The sequence below is a fragment of the Pseudoprimorskyibacter insulae genome (genome assembly GCF_900302505.1).
Lineage (GTDB): Bacteria > Pseudomonadota > Alphaproteobacteria > Rhodobacterales > Rhodobacteraceae > Pseudoprimorskyibacter > Pseudoprimorskyibacter insulae.
On sequence record NZ_OMOJ01000001.1, the window covers coordinates 410,605 to 427,990 of the forward strand.

The 17,386-nt window shown below is 61.2% G+C and carries 17 protein-coding genes and 1 other RNA gene; 5 read left to right on the plus strand and 13 right to left on the minus strand.

The window, feature by feature from the left end; translation table 11 throughout:
* Window position 1 precedes the first annotated feature (1 nt).
* Together PRI8871_RS02170 and PRI8871_RS02175 are read left to right on the plus strand one after the other, a co-directional pair.
* A complete protein-coding gene (locus PRI8871_RS02170) occupies window positions 2-1,024 on the plus strand; it encodes a phosphotransferase family protein (RefSeq protein ID WP_108884533.1) in 1,023 nt (340 codons plus the stop codon).
* Entirely contained in the window at window positions 1,021-1,431 is a 411-nt protein-coding gene (locus tag PRI8871_RS02175; protein ID WP_245897749.1) for a PaaI family thioesterase, read from the plus strand. The genes PRI8871_RS02170 and PRI8871_RS02175 overlap by 4 nt, the downstream gene beginning before the upstream one ends.
* Window positions 1,432-1,461: 30 nt before the next feature.
* Here the strand turns inward: PRI8871_RS02175 and rpe are convergent, their stop codons facing one another.
* From rpe to PRI8871_RS02210, 7 genes are read right to left on the minus strand one after another with little or no spacing between them, the layout of a single operon-like run.
* Window positions 1,462-2,142, minus strand: coding sequence for a ribulose-phosphate 3-epimerase (gene rpe, locus PRI8871_RS02180; RefSeq protein ID WP_108884534.1), 681 nt, complete (start codon window positions 2,140-2,142; stop codon window positions 1,462-1,464).
* Between the two features lie 32 nt (window positions 2,143-2,174).
* Entirely contained in the window at window positions 2,175-3,107 is a 933-nt protein-coding gene (locus tag PRI8871_RS02185) for a 2-hydroxyacid dehydrogenase (RefSeq protein ID WP_108884535.1), read from the minus strand.
* Between the two features lie 3 nt (window positions 3,108-3,110).
* Window positions 3,111-4,250, minus strand: coding sequence for a rod shape-determining protein RodA (gene rodA / locus PRI8871_RS02190; RefSeq protein ID WP_108884536.1), 1,140 nt, complete (start codon window positions 4,248-4,250; stop codon window positions 3,111-3,113).
* Entirely contained in the window at window positions 4,247-6,166 is a 1,920-nt protein-coding gene (gene mrdA, locus PRI8871_RS02195; protein WP_108884537.1) for a penicillin-binding protein 2, read from the minus strand. The genes rodA and mrdA overlap by 4 nt, the downstream gene beginning before the upstream one ends.
* Window positions 6,163-6,702: a rod shape-determining protein MreD gene (locus PRI8871_RS02200; RefSeq protein WP_108884538.1), complete on the minus strand. Its 540-nt coding sequence runs from the start codon at window positions 6,700-6,702 to the stop codon at window positions 6,163-6,165. Before PRI8871_RS02200 ends, mrdA begins: the two co-directional genes overlap by 4 nt.
* Window positions 6,695-7,612: a rod shape-determining protein MreC gene (gene mreC, locus PRI8871_RS02205; protein ID WP_108884539.1), complete on the minus strand. Its 918-nt coding sequence runs from the start codon at window positions 7,610-7,612 to the stop codon at window positions 6,695-6,697. The genes PRI8871_RS02200 and mreC overlap by 8 nt, the downstream gene beginning before the upstream one ends.
* Before the next feature lie 31 nt (window positions 7,613-7,643).
* Window positions 7,644-8,690: a rod shape-determining protein gene (locus PRI8871_RS02210; protein WP_108884540.1), complete on the minus strand. Its 1,047-nt coding sequence runs from the start codon at window positions 8,688-8,690 to the stop codon at window positions 7,644-7,646.
* Between the two features lie 302 nt (window positions 8,691-8,992).
* On the opposite strand from PRI8871_RS02210, the gene PRI8871_RS02215 reads away from it, so the two are divergent.
* The 3 genes from PRI8871_RS02215 (at window position 8,993) to PRI8871_RS02225 (ending at window position 12,912) form a co-directional block, all read left to right on the plus strand.
* Window positions 8,993-11,497, plus strand: a complete 2,505-nt coding sequence (locus PRI8871_RS02215; RefSeq protein ID WP_108884541.1) for a GcvT family protein — start codon at window positions 8,993-8,995, stop codon at window positions 11,495-11,497.
* Window positions 11,498-11,597: 100 nt separating this feature from the next.
* On the plus strand, window positions 11,598-12,431 hold the full coding sequence (gene ypfJ, locus PRI8871_RS02220) for a KPN_02809 family neutral zinc metallopeptidase (protein WP_108884542.1): 834 nt from the start codon (window positions 11,598-11,600) through the stop codon (window positions 12,429-12,431).
* A gap of 1 nt (window position 12,432) precedes the next feature.
* On the plus strand, window positions 12,433-12,912 hold the full coding sequence (locus PRI8871_RS02225) for a phosphatase domain-containing putative toxin (RefSeq protein WP_108884543.1): 480 nt from the start codon (window positions 12,433-12,435) through the stop codon (window positions 12,910-12,912).
* Window positions 12,913-12,931: 19 nt separating this feature from the next.
* Here PRI8871_RS02225 and ffs read toward each other — a convergent pair.
* From ffs to PRI8871_RS02255, 6 genes are all read right to left on the minus strand, one after another.
* An RNA gene (gene ffs / locus PRI8871_RS02230) (signal recognition particle sRNA small type) lies at window positions 12,932-13,028 on the minus strand.
* 42 nt (window positions 13,029-13,070) lie between these two features.
* Window positions 13,071-13,709 (minus strand): HAD family hydrolase, encoded by a 639-nt coding sequence (locus PRI8871_RS02235; protein WP_108884544.1) that lies wholly within the window; start codon window positions 13,707-13,709, stop codon window positions 13,071-13,073.
* A gap of 57 nt (window positions 13,710-13,766) precedes the next feature.
* Window positions 13,767-14,531 (minus strand): ABC transporter permease, encoded by a 765-nt coding sequence (locus tag PRI8871_RS02240; protein ID WP_108884545.1) that lies wholly within the window; start codon window positions 14,529-14,531, stop codon window positions 13,767-13,769.
* A gap of 81 nt (window positions 14,532-14,612) precedes the next feature.
* Window positions 14,613-15,410 (minus strand): ABC transporter ATP-binding protein, encoded by a 798-nt coding sequence (locus PRI8871_RS02245; RefSeq protein ID WP_108884546.1) that lies wholly within the window; start codon window positions 15,408-15,410, stop codon window positions 14,613-14,615.
* 76 nt (window positions 15,411-15,486) lie between these two features.
* A complete protein-coding gene (locus tag PRI8871_RS02250) occupies window positions 15,487-16,488 on the minus strand; it encodes an ABC transporter substrate-binding protein (RefSeq protein ID WP_108884547.1) in 1,002 nt (333 codons plus the stop codon).
* Window positions 16,489-16,680: 192 nt separating this feature from the next.
* Window positions 16,681-17,265 carry a YdeI/OmpD-associated family protein gene (locus PRI8871_RS02255; protein WP_108884548.1) on the minus strand — a complete coding sequence of 195 codons (585 nt, stop codon included), beginning with the start codon at window positions 17,263-17,265 and terminating at the stop codon, window positions 16,681-16,683.
* Window positions 17,266-17,386: the final 121 nt, after the last annotated feature.

Consider the following 17,386-nt stretch of genomic DNA (forward strand, 5'->3'; position numbering starts at 1 on the left):
CATGGACGGGCTGCTTGATCTGGCGCGGCTAGAGCCATGGATGGCGGCGCATGTGCCGGGCTATGCTGGCCCGATCACCCATGTGCACAAGTTTGATGTCGGGCAGTCCAACCCAACCTTTCGCCTTGATACGCATGGCAAACGCTATGTCCTGCGGCGCAAGCCGCCGGGCGTCTTGCTGAAATCGGCCCATGCGGTGGATCGCGAATTCCGCGTTCAAAGCGCACTGGCCGGGCGGGTCGATTTCGTCACGCCCATGCACGCGCTGTGCATGGACGATGATGTGATTGGCTCGGCCTTTTACGTGATGGATTTCGTTGAGGGCCGCAGCTTTGTGGACCCGACCATGCCGGGGCTGACGCCTGACCAACGCGGGGCGATCCTGTCGGAGATGGCGCGGGTTCTGGCGGCGATCCATGACGTGGACTTGGATGCCAGTGGCCTTGACGATTTCGGCCCGCCGGGGAATTATTACGAACGGCAACTGGCCCGTTGGGTCAAGCAATACCGTGCCACCGAAACCGGAACGATTGCCGATATGGACCGGCTGATTGACTGGCTTTCCGCCAATATGCCCGGTGATGACGGGCAGCGCACTTTGGTCCATGGCGACTACCGTATCGACAATATGCTGTTCGCCCCCGATGGCCCGCAAAGCCGCGCCGTTCTGGATTGGGAGCTGAGCACCATCGGCCACCCCTATGCCGATCTTGCAGCCGTTATCATGCAATGGCAATTGCCACCGGGCACAGAAGGGCGCGGGCTGGCGGGGGTGGATCGCGCGGCGCTGGGCTTGCCATCCGACGCGGAATTCGTGGCCGACTACTGCCAGCGGCGCGGGATCAACGGGATCGAGAATTTCGGGTTCTACGTCGCCTTTGCCTTCTTCCGCATGGCCGCCATCCTGCAAGGCGTGAAAAAGCGGGCGCTTGACGGCAATGCCTCCAATCCAGAAAAGGGCCTCAAACTTGGGGAGTTCGTTCCCCGATTTGCGGAACTTGGGTTAGAGGCAGGCCAAGCGTGACAGATCTAGACCCGGCGTTGAAAGAAACGCCGTACCCCTATCAAAGCCATCTGGGCATGGAAATGACCGGCTGGAAACAGGATTGGTCGCGGTTCGAAACGCCCGTGGCCGAACATTTGCTGAACCGGCATGCCAACGTGCATGGCGGGGCCTATGCCTCGATCCTTGATACAGTGATGGGCTATGCGGGCTGTTGGACGGGCGATCCTGATCAGCGCCAATTGTGCCTGACACTTTCGCTGACGGTTCAATTTATCTCGCGGCCCAAAGGGGAGGTTTTGATCGGCGAGGGCCTTCGCACAGGCGGTGGGCGCGGCACCTTCTTTGCCGAGGGGCAGATCACCGATGAAACCGGCGAACTGGTGGCCAAGGGCACGGGCGTGTTCAAGTATCGCAGCCAGAAATAACAAAGGCCGGGGAAACCCCCGGCCTTTCGCTTATTTGATGCTGTCGCGGATCGCTTGGATATTCGCGCCGTAGACGTCGGGCGTGTTGACCGTACCGCCTTTGAACACGGCCGAGCCTGCCACCAGCACATCGGCCCCAGCCGCGGCCACCAGCGGCGCGGTGGTCGGGTCAACACCGCCGTCGATTTCGATATGGATCGGGCGGTCGCCGATCTTGTTGCGGATGTCGGCCACCTTTTCCACGCAGGAATGGATGAACTTCTGACCGCCGAAACCGGGGTTCACTGTCATGACGCAGACCATGTCGATCAGATCCATCAGCGGATAGATCGCCTCGGCGGGGGTGCCGGGGTTCAGCGCCACACCGGCCTTGCAGCCTGCGCCGCGAATGGCTTGCAGCGTGCGGTGGATATGCGGGCCAGCCTCAACATGGGCGGTGATGATATCGGCCCCGGCCTTGGCGAAGGCGTCGATATAGGGATCAACCGGTGCGATCATCAGGTGCACGTCCATGACGGTTTTCACGTGCTTGCGGAAGGCGGCCACGGCGGGCGGACCAAAGGTCAGGTTCGGCACGAAATGGCCGTCCATCACGTCGATATGGACCCAATCGGCGCCCTGCGCCTCAATGGCTTCGATTTCAGCGCCGAAATTGGCAAAGTCGGCGGACAGGATTGAGGGGGCGATCTTGATCGAACGATCGAATGTCATGGCTGCGCTCCTTTGGCTTGGCTGGCCCTGTATCAGTAACCGGCGGCGCGGTCTACCAGATGCACGAAAGGCTCATTCGCCTCGCCCCTTCGGATATTTTCGGCCACCACGCGCGATGCGCTGTCGGGCCGGGTTTCCGATGCAATATGCGGCGTGACGGTCACATTGGGGTGCGCCCAGAAGGGGTGATCTTGGGGCAAAGGTTCAACGCGAAACACATCCAGCGTGGCATGGCCGATCTGGCCACTGTCCAGCGCGGCCAGCAGCGCATCGTCGTCAATCAGCGGCCCGCGTCCGGGGTTGATGATCGCCGCGCCTGGGGCCAGCAGGGCCAAACGGTCGGCATTCACCACGCTTTCGGTGGCGGGCGTGTTGGGCAGCAGCAGAACAAGGATCTGCGCCCCGGTCAGCGCCTCGGCCAGACCGTCATCCCCGTGGAGGCAACGGATGCCGTCGATCCGTTTTTCCGACCGGCTCCAACCCGTGACGGGAAAGCCAAGGCGCGCCAGCATCTGGCCGCAGGCCGCGCCCAAGACGCCTAGGCCAAGGATGGTGACAGGCCGGTCAAAGGCCAATGGCGCGGCTTTGGGCACCCAGTCATGATCGGGGTTCACGATATGCGCGTCCATCCCCAGATGGTGGCGCAGCACATGGCCCGTCACCCATTCGACCATGCCTTGGGTCAGCCCCTCTTCGTCGACCATCCGCGCCAATGGCACGGTCAGCGTGTCATTCTTAACCACGTTTTCCACCCCGGCCCATAGGTTCAGCACCGCCTTGGCCTTCGTGTAGGGGCGGAAATCCTGCACCTTCGAATTGGGCGCATAGACGATGTAATCCACCGTCTCGGGCGCGGCCTCGGTAACAAGATCATAGGCCAGCCCGGTGTCATCTAGTGCACGGCGCAGGGGCTCTTCATACTCGGCCCAGCGGTCGGGCAGGGCGGCGAATAGAACGGTGATCATGTCTTACCTCGGGCGGTGGATATGGGCGCTTTGGATCAGGCCAAAGGCAATCAGCAGCACCAACATCGCCGATCCGCCATAGCTGACCAACGGCAAAGGCACGCCGACAACCGGGGCCAGCCCCATGACCATCGACATGTTCACCGCAAAGAACAAGAAGAAGGTCAGCGCAAGGCCAAGGGTCAAGAGCGACGAAAAGCGGTCGCGGTTTTGCAGGGCCGACGCAATGCAGAACACCACGATCAGCACATACAGCGCCAAGAGAGAGAACGCGCCGATAAACCCGAACTCTTCGGCCAAGGTGTTGAAGATAAAGTCCGTGTGCTTTTCGGGCAGGAAGTTCAGCCGCGACTGCGTGCCTTGCATAAAGCCGCGCCCTGTCCAGCCGCCCGATCCCATGGCGATCTTGGCTTGGGTGATGTGATAGCCCGCGCCCAGCGGGTCTGATGACGGGTCCAGAAAGGTGTCGATCCGGCGGAACTGATAGTCTTTCAGCAATTGCCAATCGGTGCCCCGGCTTTCGAAAACGGCGGCGATCCCTCCAATTCCGGCGGCGATGACCGCGCCGAAATAGGCCCAGTGCACACCGGCCAGAAACATCGTCAGCCCGCCCGCGATCATCAACAACAGGGCGGTGCCAAGGTCGGGCTGTTTCAGCACCAGAAAGGTCGGCATCAGGATAAACACCACAGGCACCAGCACCCACAAAGGCCGCGAGGTTTTGTTGACCGGAAGCCAATCGTAATAGGCCGCCAGCAGCATGACCAAGGTGATCTTCATCAACTCGGAGGGTTGCAGGCGCATAAAGCCCAAATCAATCCAGCGCTGCGCCCCCATCCCGACAGCGCCGAAAAACTCCACGAAAATCAGCAGCAAAACCGAAATGCTATAGGCCACGACGGACATGTTCCGCCAAAACCAGATCGGGGTCAGGGCAACGATGAACATCGCCGTCATGCCAAGGGCAAACCGTTTCATCTGCGGTTCGGCCCATGGTGACAGCGACCCGCCCGCCACCGAATACAGCATCAAGAACCCGATGCAGGCCACGGCGGTCAGCAGCACGACAATCGGCCAGTTCAGATACAGGATCTTGCGCAGCCCGGACGGGACGGATTTGACGGTATACTCAAGATAACTCATGCGCGGGACGATCCGTCTGCGGCATAGTCTTCGCGTTCACGGGCCAGACGGTCCTGTTGCGCCTTGATGCGGCTGCGGTCCTTTTCAGGATAGGCTTCAAGCGGTGGGTCTTCGCCATAAAGCGCCTGAAGCGTCACATCCCGCGCGATGGGCGCCGCTGCTGTCGACCCGCCCCCGCCATGTTCGACCACGACCGCCACGGCGATCTTGGGGTCATCATAGGGGGCAAAGTTGACGAATAGCGCGTGGTCCCGTTCTTCCCACGGCACATCTTGGTTGCGCACAACCCGGTTCAGCACCTGACTGGTGCCGGTTTTGCCCGCCATGCGGAAGGCGTCCTCGATGATGCGCGAAGCATAGGCCGTGCCGCGCCGGTTGTTGCAAACCGAATGCATGCCGCGCCGCACCTGCCGCAGGTGATTTTCGTTCAGGCCCAAAGGTTCGCCCAGACCTGAGGGCGTTTCGACCCCGTCAATCGATCGGATCAGGCGCGGTTTGATATCGCGGCCCGTCGCAATGCGCGCGACCATCACCGCCAATTGCAGCGGCGATGTCAGCACGTCGCCCTGACCGATGGAGGCGTTCACGGTATCGCCGATCACCCATTCGGCACCCCGTTCGCGCAGCTTCCAATCCTTGTCGGGCGCGATGCCTGATGAAATGGCCGACATGGGAATGTCATGCGCTTCGCCAATCCCCATACGCCGCGCCATTTCCGAGATTTTCTCGATCCCGACGCGCAGCGCCAGATCGTAATAATAGACGTCGCAGCTTTCGCGCAGGGACTGATCTAGGTTCACATTGCCGTGGCCCGCGCGTTTCCAGCAATGGAAACGGCGGTCGCTCACTTCGATATGGCCGGGACAATAGACTGTGTCTTCGGGCGTGATCACCCCGGCTTCAAGCGCGGCCAGCGCGGTGATCATCTTGAAGGTTGATCCCGGCGGATAGGCGTCTTGCACGGTTTTCGATGCCAGCGGGCGGTGATTGTTGTCCCGCAACTCGGCATAATCGGCAACTGAAATTCCGCGCACGAATTTGTTGGGGTCATAGGTGGGGGCCGATACGATGGCACGCAGATCGCCGTTTTCCAGATCAATCACCACGACTGACGCGCTTTCTTCGCCCAAGCGGTGGCGAATGTAATTCTGCAATTCAGAATCGACGGTCAGTTGCAGATCCGCCCCCGGCACGCCTTCGCGGCGGCTGAGTTCGCGCATCACCCTGCCCACGGCGTTCACCTCAACGCGTTTGGCACCGGCCTTGCCGCGCAGCGTGTCTTCCAGCTTGGATTCAACGCCGACCTTGCCGATCTGGAACCGCGGAATGCGCAGTAGCGGATCAGGGTCTTCACGGCGGGCAAGATCGCGTTCACTGACCGGCCCGACATAGCCTGCCACATGGGCATAATCAGATTTCAGCGGGTAAACGCGCGACAGGCCGACCTCGGGTGTGACGCCGGGCAGGGCGGGGGCGTTGACCGCAACGCGGCTGAGTTCTTCCCAAGTGACGCGATCAGCGACGGTGACGGGTAGAAACGGCGCGCTTCGTTTCATTTCGGCCAAGGCGCGGTTCAGCGCGTCTTCGTCCAGTTCAACCAACGACGACAGGCGGGCAATCACCGCGTCCACATCGCCTGCGTCTTCGCGGACCATGGTGATACGATAGGCCGGTTCATTCGCGGCGATCACTTTGCCGTTGCGGTCAAAAATCTGGCCACGCGCGGGCGGGATCAGGCGGATGTTGATCCGGTTTTCTTCGGCCAACAGACGGAATTCATCGGCTTGTTCGACCTGCACATAGCGCATGCGCAGCCCAAGCGCCCCGGCAAAGCCCAATTGCAAGGCCCCGAGCATCAGCCCCCTGCGCGACACTTTCGCATAGCTGAGGGCGGTGTCTTTTGGCGAACGTCTCAATGCATTTGTCCTGTCGAGTCCATCTCCCCGAGGGTTGGGCGTCGGACGCCAAAGACAAAGCGCGACACCAGAACCACCAAAGGATAAAGAACGATGGTCATAATCGCCTGCATGGCAGCCAAAAACAATGGTCCCGGCTCGGCGATGACCAGCAGCATAAGCAAGCGATTGCCGATGGCCACGGCCAAGATCAGCAAGGTGACGCTGGTCCATTCGATCACAAAGGTCAGGCTACGGTGCCGACGTTCGCGCGACTTGAGCCATTCGGTCGCCACCAGCGCCAGCGCCGCCCAAAGCCCCGGCGGGCGCTGGAACATCAGATCTGCCAACAGGAACATCGCCGCAATTGACAGGGCCGGCACATAGTCAGGCCGGCGCAGCGCCCATGCAAAGGTCATCGCCAAGAGCAGATCCGGCCCAGCCCAGCGGGTTGGCATCAGGTCCAAGGGCAAAAGATTGCAGAAAATCAGGACGCAAGACAGCAGCAGATAGCCCAGACGCATAGACCATAGCCGTGCGGGGCGTGCCTCAGCCATCGTTTTGGGTCTCGGGGTTGGGATCGGGCAGATCGGTCTGGCCCACAGGGGCCAACGGCAGGATCACTTCGCTCGGCGCCGAGATTTGGCGGCGCCCGTGGTCGCGCAGAACCCGCAGGAATTCCAGCCGTTCATAATCGGCGGCAAGCCGGGTCCGCAGGCGGCCACCAGGGTCTTTGGCCACATGACCAATCAGCAATCCGGGCGGAAAGACGTCGCCATCGCCAGAGGTCACAATCCGGTCGCCGGGGCGCACCAGATCGGAGTTTTCAAGAAAATCAATCGGTGGCGCGGCAGTATTGTCGCCGACGATCAGGGCGCGCTGGCTGGACGGCTGAATCATCGCGGGAATGCGGCTGGTCGAGTCGGTCAGCAGAATGACCCGGCTGGTATTGGCGCCAACGCCGGAAATCCGGCCTACAAGGCCGATACCGTCCATCGTCGCCCAGCCATCCACGATCCCGTCGCGCGATCCAACGTTGATCAGAACCGATTGCCGGAAAGGCGAGCCGGAATCGGCCAGCACAACGCCGGTGATCGAGGTCAGGCGCGGATCAAGTTGGACGTTGTTCAGATCGCGCAAGCGGGCGTTCTCCTGCTCAAGTTGCAGGGCGGCCTCTTTCCAGCGGGTCATTTCCCGCAGGTCGCGGCGCAGTTCTTGGTTTTGGTCGTAAATCGCCTGATAGGCTTGGAAATCGCGGGCCAGTTTGACGCTGGCCGTTACAGGGGCCAGCGCCCAGTCAAAGCCGGGCATCACCGCATCTACCACGCGTGCACGAAACCCTTCGACGCGGGGGCTGTCGATGCGCCAAACCAGAAAGATCGCAATCAGCATCAGCGCAAGAACAGCCACCAGAAGTCGCCGAAGCGGAGCGCTGTAATCTTGTTGATTGCGGTTGTTGCTGGCCAAAACGCGCCCCCTTTACGAAAAGGTGGTCGGATCAGCTGTCGTAGTCAATTGCGTGACGCAACTGCTTTTCGTATTCCAGCGCCTTGCCGGTGCCCAAGGCCACGCAGTTCAGGCTTTCATCGGCAATCGACACAGCCAGCCCGGTCTGTTCGCGCAGCGCCAGATCCAGATCGCCCAGCAACGCGCCGCCGCCTGTCAGCATAACGCCGCGGTCGACGATATCGGCGGCCAGATCCGGCGGGGTGGTTTCCAGCGCGGTCATCACAGCTTCGCAGATCGCCTGCACCGGTTCTGCCAGCGCTTCGGCCACCTGGGCCTGACTGATTTCGGTTTCCTTGGGGACACCATTCAGCAGGTCGCGGCCTCGGATCAGCATGGAACTGCCGCGCCCGTCGTCGGGCATACGGGCGGTGCCGATACTGGTCTTGATGCGTTCGGCGGTCGATTCGCCCACCAGCAGGTTCTGCTGGCGGCGCAGGTAGTTGATGATCGCCTCATCCATGCGGTCACCGCCGACGCGGACAGACCGTGCGTAAACGATATCGCCCAGCGACAGAACGGCCACCTCGGTGGTGCCGCCGCCGATGTCGACAACCATGTTGCCGGTCGGATCGGTGATGGGCATGCCCGCGCCAATGGCTGCGGCAATCGGTTCGGCAATCAGGCCAGCGCGGCGGGCCCCCGCCGATAGAACCGACTGACGGATCGCGCGTTTTTCCACCGGGGTCGCGCCATGCGGCACGCATACGATGATCTTGGGCTTTGAGAAGGTCGAACGCTTATGCACTTTGCGGATAAAGTGCTTGATCATTTCTTCGGCGACGTCGAAGTCGGCAATCACCCCATCGCGCATGGGGCGAATGGCTTCGATGCTGCCGGGGGTGCGGCCAAGCATCAGCTTGGCATCCTCGCCGACGGCCAGCACTTTTTTCACGCCGTCTTTGACATGGTACGCCACCACAGACGGTTCGGACAGGATGACCCCGCGGCCTTTGACATAGACCAGCGTGTTGGCGGTGCCGAGGTCAATGGCCATGTCCGATGAGAACATGCCCAAGAGTTTATCCAATCCAAACATGCGCGCGAGCCTTCAAAACATGAATTTGCAGTCCGCGACTCTTTCGAGCCCAGACCGCGCTCTTATAGGCCCGCTTGGCCGGGGGTAAAAGGGCCTGAGTCGCCGCACTCAGCATGAATTCGCCCAAATCGGGTGCAGTCAAGTTAGCGCTGCCTTTCCCATCGGAATTGGCCTTGTCTGGGCGCGCTGGCGCGTATTCTTGCGCGTTGGTCGTTTTTTGGCGATGGCAGGTCGGGCTGGGTCTGCGGGGGGCTTGGGGCTAGGGTAATGAGAAAAGCAAATCGCTTTCGGAGACCTGCCCAATGAAAACCCAAGTCAAAGCTCTGGTCGTCGGCGGTGGTGCCGTCGGCACCTCGATTGCCTATCATCTGGCCCGCGCGGGATGGTCCGATGTGATGCTGTTGGAACGGGATGAGCTGACCTCGGGCAGCACGTGGCACGCGGCTGGTCTGCTGCCGCTGTTCAACATGAGCTATGCCACCACGCACATCCACAAATATTCGGTCGATTTTTATAAAACGCTTGAGGACGAAACCGGCCTGAACGCGGGCTTTTCGATTTGCGGCAACCTGCGGATGGCCCAGACAGACGACCGGATGGATGAATACCGGCTGTATTCGTCGGTGGCTGAAACGGCGGGGGTTTATCACGAATTCCTGACGCCGTCGGAAATCAAGGACCGTTGGCCGCTGCTGCGTACCGAAGATCTGAAAGGCGCGCTGTTCCATCCGCAAGACGGCTATATCAACCCTGCCGATGTAACCATGGCCATGGCCAAAGGTGCCCGTCAGCGCGGCGTGATCATCGAACGCAAGTGGCAGGTCGATGGCTATGAGTGGAAGGGCGACCACTGGGATGTGACCGTCACCAAGATGGGCGAAAAGGGCGGCAACCTTGTGCCGACCGATGAAACCACCGTCATTTCCGCCGAACATGTGGTCACCGCCACCGGCAACCATTCGCAGCGCACCGCCAAGCTGCTGGGCATCAAGATCCCCGCGATCCCGGTTGAGCATCAGTTCATCGTGACCGAGCCCGACCCGGCGCTGGTCGAATACCGCAAGAACGGCGGGGCCGAGCATCCGGTTCTGCGCGATGCCGACGCCAAATGGTATGTCCGCGAAGAACGTGGCGGTTGGATCCTTGGCCCGTATGAGCGCAATGCGCCCGCGCGGTTTGCCTATGGTGTGCCCGACAGCTTCCGCGCGGATCTGTTTCCGCTGGATCTGGAGCGAATCGAAGAAGAATACATGTCGATGATCCACCGCATCCCGTCGTCGGAAACGGTTGGCCTGAAAGACGATTTCAACGGCCCGATCTGCTATACCCCCGACGGCAACCCGCTGGTCGGCCCCGCGCCGGGCCTGCGCAATATGTGGCTGGCCGAAGGCTTTAGCTTTGGCATCACCGCCGCTGGTGGCACTGGCTATTATCTGGCCCAGTTGATGACGCAGGGCGAGGCCGAGATTGACATGGCCAGCCTTGACCCCAAGCGCTACGGGCCGTGGATGACCACCGAATATGGCGTGAAGAAGAACGAAGAATGCTACGAACACGTCTATATTCTTCACCACCCCGATGAAGAACGCGAAGCCTGCCGCCCGCTGCGCACCGCTCCGGCCTATGACATGCAAAAGGCGCTTGGTGCACAGTTCGGCCAAGTGAACGGCTGGGAACGCCCCAACTACTATGGCCCTAAGGATGCGCCCGACAGCTTTGACCACGACAGCCGCAGCTTCCGCCGTGGCGCATGGTGGCAATATGCAGAGGCCGAATCCAAGGCGATCCGCGACGGCGCGGGCCTGATCGACGCCACCGCCTTTGCCAAGCACCGTATCTCTGGCCCCGGCGCGACGGCGTTTCTGGATTGGTTCACCTGCAACAAGCTGCCGAAGGTTGGGCGCATCAACCTGACCTATGCGCTGACCGATGCTGGCACCACGCGTACCGAATACACCATCGTCCGCGAGGCCGAGGACGACTATTACCTCGTTTCAGCCGGTGCATGGCATGCCTACGATCAGGATTACCTGTTCAAGGCCGTGGCCGACAAAGAGGCCGAGTTTGGCCGCATCAACGCCGAAGATGTCACCACGCAATGGGGCGTCTTCGCCATCGCAGGCCCGAAATCGCGCGACGTTCTGGCCGAACTGATCCGCGATGCCGACCCAGAGACCGCGCTGTCGAACAAACGCTTCCCGTGGCTGACCATGCGCAACATTGAACTGGGCATGTGCCCGGTCAAGGCGATCCGCGTGGCCTACACCGGCGAGCTGGGCTGGGAACTGCATCACCCGATCGAAATGGGCCGCTACCTGTGGACGCAATTGATGGCCGCGGGCGAAAAACACGGGCTGACCCCGGTCGGGGCGCGGGCGCAGAACTGGCTGCGTCAGGAAAAATCCTACCGCGCCTTCGGCACCGAACTGGGCCGCGACGCGACCCCCGCCGAGGCTGGGCTTGATCGGTTCATCGACCTGTCCAAGGACTTCCACGGCAAACAGGCGATGCTGGACACCGGCATTCGGTCCAAATGCGTCACGCTGCTGATCGATGGGCCTGCCGATGCCGACCCATGGGGCAAAGAAGCACTGCGCGATATGGAGGGCAACTATGTGGGCCGTCTGACCTCGGGCGGTTGGTCGGTGCATTTCGGCAAGCAGATCGGCATGGGTTATGTCAAACCCGCGATTGCCGAGGTCGGCACCAAGTTGCAGGTCAAGATCATGGGCCAGATGTGGCCCTGCGAAGTGGTCGAGGACAGCCCCTATGATCCTGCCAACAAAACCATCCGTGTCGATGGCTAATTGAAATTCCCCCCGCGCAATCGCCACCTCGGCCTTGCGCGGGGCTGGCGAATATCAGACGACAGACTACGTGCCATAGTGGTATCGGGTGGGAGTCGTCATGCGTCTAAGAAACGTCAAACGCAGCAGCAATATCGAAGATCGTCGGCGCAGCGGTGGCGGCGGCAAGGCCGGGATCGGCGGTGTTGGTCTGTTGATCGTGCTGGCCATCGGCTATTTTGCCGGTGTCGATGTCACGCCATTCCTTGAGGGCGTGCAGACCCAGCAATCCGCCCCGCGTGAGCTAAGCGCCGAAGAACAAAAGGCAGCCGATTTCTCGGCGGCGGTGCTTGGCACGACCGAGGTGGTTTGGTCCCAGATCTTTGACGAACAATTGGGCCGCACCTACACCGCGCCGACGCTGGTTCTGTTCAGTCAGGTGACCCAGTCGCCCTGCGGCGGGGCTTCGGGGGCGACCGGGCCGTTCTACTGCCCGGCGGATGAAAAGGCCTATCTTGACACCGATTTCTTTGCCACCATGGCCCGCCAGCTTGGCGCGGGCGGGGATTTCGCGGCGGCCTATGTGATCGCGCATGAGGTTGCGCATCATGTGCAGAACGAATTGGGCATTTTGGGTCAAGTCAACCAGTACCGCCAAACCGCCAGCCAGACCGAAGCCAACGCCATCACCGTGCGGCTAGAACTTCAGGCCGATTGCCTCAGCGGTGTCTGGGCGCGGTCGGTGGACGGCCTGCTGGAACCGGGCGATGTGGACGAGGCGATCAATGCCGCCCGCCAGATTGGCGACGATACGCTGCAAAAACGGGCGGGCCGCGTCCCTCAGCCGCATACGTTTACTCACGGAACAAGCGAACAGCGGTCGCGGTGGTTTGCAACGGGGTATAAAACCGGTCTTGTGTCGGAATGTGATACGTTCAACGCCCGGAGGCTGTGACATGGACTTGGTTGAACTGCCGGTTGGCACGGGACTGTTGGGGCTAATGCCCATTCCCGGCCGCGACGGAGAGCTGGCCGACGATCTGGTGCAATTGGCCGAATGGGCGCCGCGATTTGTGGTCAGCTTGACCGGGCAGGCCGAACTGGCGGCGGCGGGTCTGTCGCATTTTGGCGAGTTGGTTGAAGAACATGGCGCAAGCTGGCTGCATATGCCGATCACCGACATGGGCGTGCCGGATACCGGATTTGACGCCGACTGGCCTGCCAATGCACAGCGTTTGCGCAATGCTTTGGACATGGGCCAGCGGGTCGCGATTCACTGCCATGGCGGATGCGGACGGACCGGCATGATTGCCCTGCGCCTGATGGTAGAAGAGGGCGAAGACCCGCAAGACGCACTAACCCGCCTGCGCGATGCGCGGCCCTGCGCGGTCGAAACCGAAGGCCAGCTGGGCTGGGCGCTACAGGCGACGGCCTAATCGACTTTTGGGGGAATAGGGTGAGAGGCTGGACAACGACCCAAGCGGGGCTCGTTACGGCTGCTTCCTTCCGGACCTGACCGGGTTGGCGAGGCGCTCGCCCGCGCCAACCTCTCAAGGCGTTACATAGGCGTTGCGTTTCGGATTCGCAACCCTGCTCAGATCAAGCCAGCAGCGCGGGCCCCGGCCATAAGATCTGCCGCGATGTGATGCGCATACCGGCCATCTGGTGGCAGAATGTCGGGGATCTGCACAACGGTCATGCCTGCGGCATGGGCGGATTGCGCCCCGGTGTCGCTATCTTCAAAGGCAAGGCACGCCTCGGGCGCGACGCCCAGACGTTCAGCGGCAAGCAGGTAAGGATCTGGCGCGGGTTTGCGGCGGGCCACGCAATCGGCGGCCACCAGCGTTTCAATCCGTCCCTCCAGCCCGGCATGGCGCAGCTTATGCAACGCCCCGTCGCGATAACTGGATGTGGCAATCGCCCGTGGCAGGGCGCGGGCCTCAACCTCGGTCAGCAGGTCGAGAGTGCCGGGGCGCAGGGCGACGCCGCCAGCATGCATTTGCCGCGATGCCCGGACCCAAGCACTGCTCAACGCGTCGAAATCCAGCGGGCCGAGGGCATCGCGCAAGATCGCCTCACCCGCGGTTTGATCGACGCCGATCAGGCGGTGCAGAAAGACCTCATCAACGGTGTGACCCTGTTCCGCCAAGGCCAAAACGCCCGCGCGAATGGCGGTGCGCTCGGTATCCAGAAGCGTTCCATCCAGATCAAAGATGACGGCGGCATACTGCATCGTGTCGGGCCTCACGTGGCTTTTCCGACTGTTAGCGCAGGGCCGCCGCAAAAGCCACTAGCCAGCGGGTCGTTCGGCCCATCCGGCAAAAATCTTCTCAAGCGCGACGACGACGTAATAGAGAACGATGCCAAGGAAGGCCAAAGCGATCAGCACCGCGAACATCAGCGGGTAGTCCGAATTGGTTTTGCCGCTGTCAAAGAGCGCCCCAAGCCCGCGCCCATGCGGGCTGACGATTTCCATCAGGTTGGTGCCGATGAAGGCGAGGGTTACGGCCACTTTCAGTGCACCGAAGAATTCAGGCAGGGTTTTGGGCAGGGCGATTTTCCAGAAGATCGTGGTTTGACTGGCCCCAAGGCTGCGCAGGATATCGCGGTATTCTGGTTCCAGCGTGCTGAGCCCGATTGAGACGGACACGGCAATCGGGAAGAAGCTGATCATGAAGGCAATCAGCACCGTGTTGAAATCATGTGCGCCTACGAACATCAGCGCCACGATGGGCACCACGGTGGCCTTAGGCACCGCGTTAAAGCCGACCAGAAGCGGATAAAGCGCATCGCGCATGGTGCGCGAAAAGCCCATGATCATGCCCACCATCGTGCCGAACACGATGGCGATCAGCAGCCCCACCACCGTCCGCCACAGCGTTTGCCAACCCATGATCAGGAATAATTCCCAATAGCGAGTAAACGCAGGCACCAGATCCGAGGGCGAGGCCATTTTGTAATTCGGCCAGCCGTTGATCCAGACCAGCGCTTCCCAGAGGGCTAGGAAAGTGATCATGGCGATGGTCGGAACGGCGATTTGGCGAAGTTTGATCATGTCACGCGCCTCGCAGGTTGGCGGCGCAGCCAGTGGCGGGCCGGGTTGGTTTGAGTATTTGGAGAAAGATGAAAGGCAGTGTCACGCGGCTGTGTCCTCGGCCGGGGCGCGGCCTTGCGCGATTTCAATCTGGTGGCGCAGGGTGTGCAGCATATCGGCGGCTTCGGGGGTGTAGAGCATGTCGATGTCACGCGGGCCGGTTTCGGGGATGTCCAGCGTGAATTGCGTGCGGGCCGGTCGGCCCGACAGAACCACCACCTGATCGGCCAGATAGATGGATTCGCGCAGGTCGTGCGTGATCAGAACGCCCGTAAAGGGTTCCTTGGCTTTGACCTGATGCATGATCTGCCACAGGTCTTCGCGGGTGAAGGCATCCAGCGCGCCGAAGGGTTCATCTAGGATCAGCACATCGGGTTGGTGCACCAATGCGCGGCAGAGCGAGGCGCGTTGGCGCATCCCGCCGGAGAGTTCAGACGGGCGTTTGTCTTCAAAGCCTTTCAGGCCCACAAGGTCGAGCAGGTAGCGGGCGCGGTCTTCCTGCTGGGATTTCGTCAGCTTGGTGGGCACGATTTCCAGCGGCAGCATGACGTTCTTCAGAATGCTGCGCCATTCCAGCATGACCGGGTTCTGGAAGGCCATGCCCACGGTCGAACGGGGCGATTTCACTCGCTCGCCATGCAGCCACACCTCGCCCTCGTCGGGCTTCATCAGGCCTGCGACCAGTTTGGTCAGCGTGGACTTGCCGCAGCCAGAGGGGCCGACCACCGCCACGAACCCGCCTTCGGGCACCGAAAGCGTTAGCCCGTCCAGAACGGGCAGGGGGCCGGATGCCGTTTTATAGGCGTGGCGGACATTCTTGATGTCGATGAGGTTGGTCATGCACGCACCTTTGCAATTGGCAGGGCGTTTTCGCGCCCCGCCGTAGGGTGGGTTTTCAACCCACCGCTTGGGTCGATTACTTCAGGGCAAAGCCGCCTGCAGGCAGGTAGGCATCGGTGAAGTAGGTGGCCGGATCGGTCGGGTTCTGGAACTCGTAGGTGAGTTTCATCTGCTCGATCGAGCTGGCGAAACGCGCATCGTCAATGTCGCCAAAGCCGTTGGCCGTGGTGTAATCGGTCACCACGTTGGCATCGATGGCCAGTTGCAGGCGGCGCTGTTCCAGCGCGGCATCGGCGGCGGGGTTGCGTTCGATCAGGCTGGCGGTGGCCTTTGCCGGATCGGCGATGGCGTCTTTCCAACCGGCGGCCACAGCAGCAAGAAAACTCTTGATCGTGTCGGGGTTCGCGGCGGCGTATTCGGTGTTGATGATGACCGCGTTGCCGTACAGGTCCACGCCATAGTCGGCCATCAGGATGGTCGAGATATCATCCTCGGGCACGCCAAGGCGCACAAGGTTCAGGTAGGACGAGAATGAGAAACCCGTCACCGAGGCGACTTTGCCTTCGGCCAGCATCGGTTCACGCGTGGGGAAGCCGACGGGTTCGACCGTGATCTTGGCCATGTCGAGGCCGTTTTCGGCCGCGAAAATCGGGAACTGCGCCCATGCGCCATCGGGCGGCGGAGCGCCCAGCACTTTGCCTTCCAGATCTTTCGGGGCCTCAACGCCCAGGGATTTGCGGCCCACGATGGCGAAGGGCGGTTTGTCATAGACCATCATCGCCGCGATGACGGGCGCGCCGGGGTTCTGGTCAAGGAACTTGATCAGGCTGTTGATATCGGCAAAGCCCACGGGAAAGGCGCCAGTGGCCACTTTGGGGATCGCATCAAGCGAGCCCGATCCGGGCGAGATTTCGACCGCAAGGTCAGCGGCGGCGAAATGGCCATTGTCGATGGCCGAGAAATAGGGCGCGGCAGGCCCTTCGAATTTCCAGTCAAGGGCGAAGGGTACGGCGGTTTCGGCAAAGGCTGTGCCGGCCAGAAGTACCGCAAATCCGGTGGTAACGGCGCGTTGGAACATTGAATACCTCCTGTTCCTTATAGGTCTGTTGGTCCCTGCGCGATCTTTGGCGTCGCGTTCGAGCAAAACCAGCCTAGCGGCGTTTATTGACCAAGCAATAAAATTATTGCTTGGGATTTGGGCGATCCGAGGCGGGAAAGAGAGTTTATTAGGCGCATGCCCGTTCAATGGGCGTCGAATCGAACGTTGCGCCTATCGGTCGTGCATCCCTTTGCCTTCGAGAATGCGGCTATGCCATTTGGCAATCCGGCCCGTTCGAGTGGACGATTGCTTGGGTTGCGTGATGTTCAGCACATACCCGCGCCTCCGCCCCGGTGTCAGGGCATCCCATGCCTCTTGCAACTCGGAATCGTTTTCCAAGGCTTCGGTCAGTTCATCTGGATAGGCCAGATCGTCCTTTTCAAAGACCACCGTTTTGCCGGCCTTTTCATTCTCAATCGCCGCATGGATGCAGGCGATCAGCGCATCGCGGCTGGCCTCGACCTGCGCCACAGAGGTGAACTTGGCAAACCGCGCCGAGCGGGAGTTTTCGCCCGGTGCGGTCAAAAGCCCGGTCGGATCGGGGATCAGCACGCCCTTCAGGAAACTGACCACCGCCGCCTCTTTGAGCGGGGCGATCAGCATCACATTCGCGCCGCCAAAGGTGTAACAGGGCTTGTGCCATTTGAAATCTTCAACCAAGGGCGAGGCCATAGCGATGGCGCGCAGGGCCTTCAACTCATCTGGCCACAGGGTTTCCTTTGCGAAATAGGCATCGACTTTCGGGTGCGGTGTCATGCGCTGCTCCAACGGTTTTGCGCAGCTTATCACGCGGTTGTGCGGTGCGGCTATCCATGTTGGGCAAGCGCAGGCATGGTTGACGTTGCCCTTTGAGGGGCGACGTGTCATGCCTTGGCCC

Bases quoted from the DNA above. Each gene is read 5' to 3' on its own strand.
- PRI8871_RS02170 (WP_108884533.1), top strand. From the start codon at position 2: ATGGACGGGCTGCTTGATCTGGCGCGGCTAGAGCCATGGATGGCGGCG.
- rpe (WP_108884534.1), bottom strand. From the start codon at position 2,142: ATGACATTCGATCGTTCGATCAAGATCGCCCCCTCAATCCTGTCCGCC.
- PRI8871_RS02185 (WP_108884535.1), bottom strand. From the start codon at position 3,107: ATGATCACCGTTCTATTCGCCGCCCTGCCCGACCGCTGGGCCGAGTAT.
- rodA (WP_108884536.1), bottom strand. From the start codon at position 4,250: ATGAGTTATCTTGAGTATACCGTCAAATCCGTCCCGTCCGGGCTGCGC.
- PRI8871_RS02200 (WP_108884538.1), bottom strand. From the start codon at position 6,702: ATGGCTGAGGCACGCCCCGCACGGCTATGGTCTATGCGTCTGGGCTAT.
- PRI8871_RS02210 (WP_108884540.1), bottom strand. From the start codon at position 8,690: ATGTTTGGATTGGATAAACTCTTGGGCATGTTCTCATCGGACATGGCC.
- PRI8871_RS02215 (WP_108884541.1), top strand. From the start codon at position 8,993: ATGAAAACCCAAGTCAAAGCTCTGGTCGTCGGCGGTGGTGCCGTCGGC.
- ypfJ (WP_108884542.1), top strand. From the start codon at position 11,598: ATGCGTCTAAGAAACGTCAAACGCAGCAGCAATATCGAAGATCGTCGG.
- PRI8871_RS02225 (WP_108884543.1), top strand. From the start codon at position 12,433: ATGGACTTGGTTGAACTGCCGGTTGGCACGGGACTGTTGGGGCTAATG.
- PRI8871_RS02235 (WP_108884544.1), bottom strand. From the start codon at position 13,709: ATGCAGTATGCCGCCGTCATCTTTGATCTGGATGGAACGCTTCTGGAT.
- PRI8871_RS02240 (WP_108884545.1), bottom strand. From the start codon at position 14,531: ATGATCAAACTTCGCCAAATCGCCGTTCCGACCATCGCCATGATCACT.
- PRI8871_RS02245 (WP_108884546.1), bottom strand. From the start codon at position 15,410: ATGACCAACCTCATCGACATCAAGAATGTCCGCCACGCCTATAAAACG.
- PRI8871_RS02250 (WP_108884547.1), bottom strand. From the start codon at position 16,488: ATGTTCCAACGCGCCGTTACCACCGGATTTGCGGTACTTCTGGCCGGC.
- PRI8871_RS02255 (WP_108884548.1), bottom strand. From the start codon at position 17,265: ATGACACCGCACCCGAAAGTCGATGCCTATTTCGCAAAGGAAACCCTG.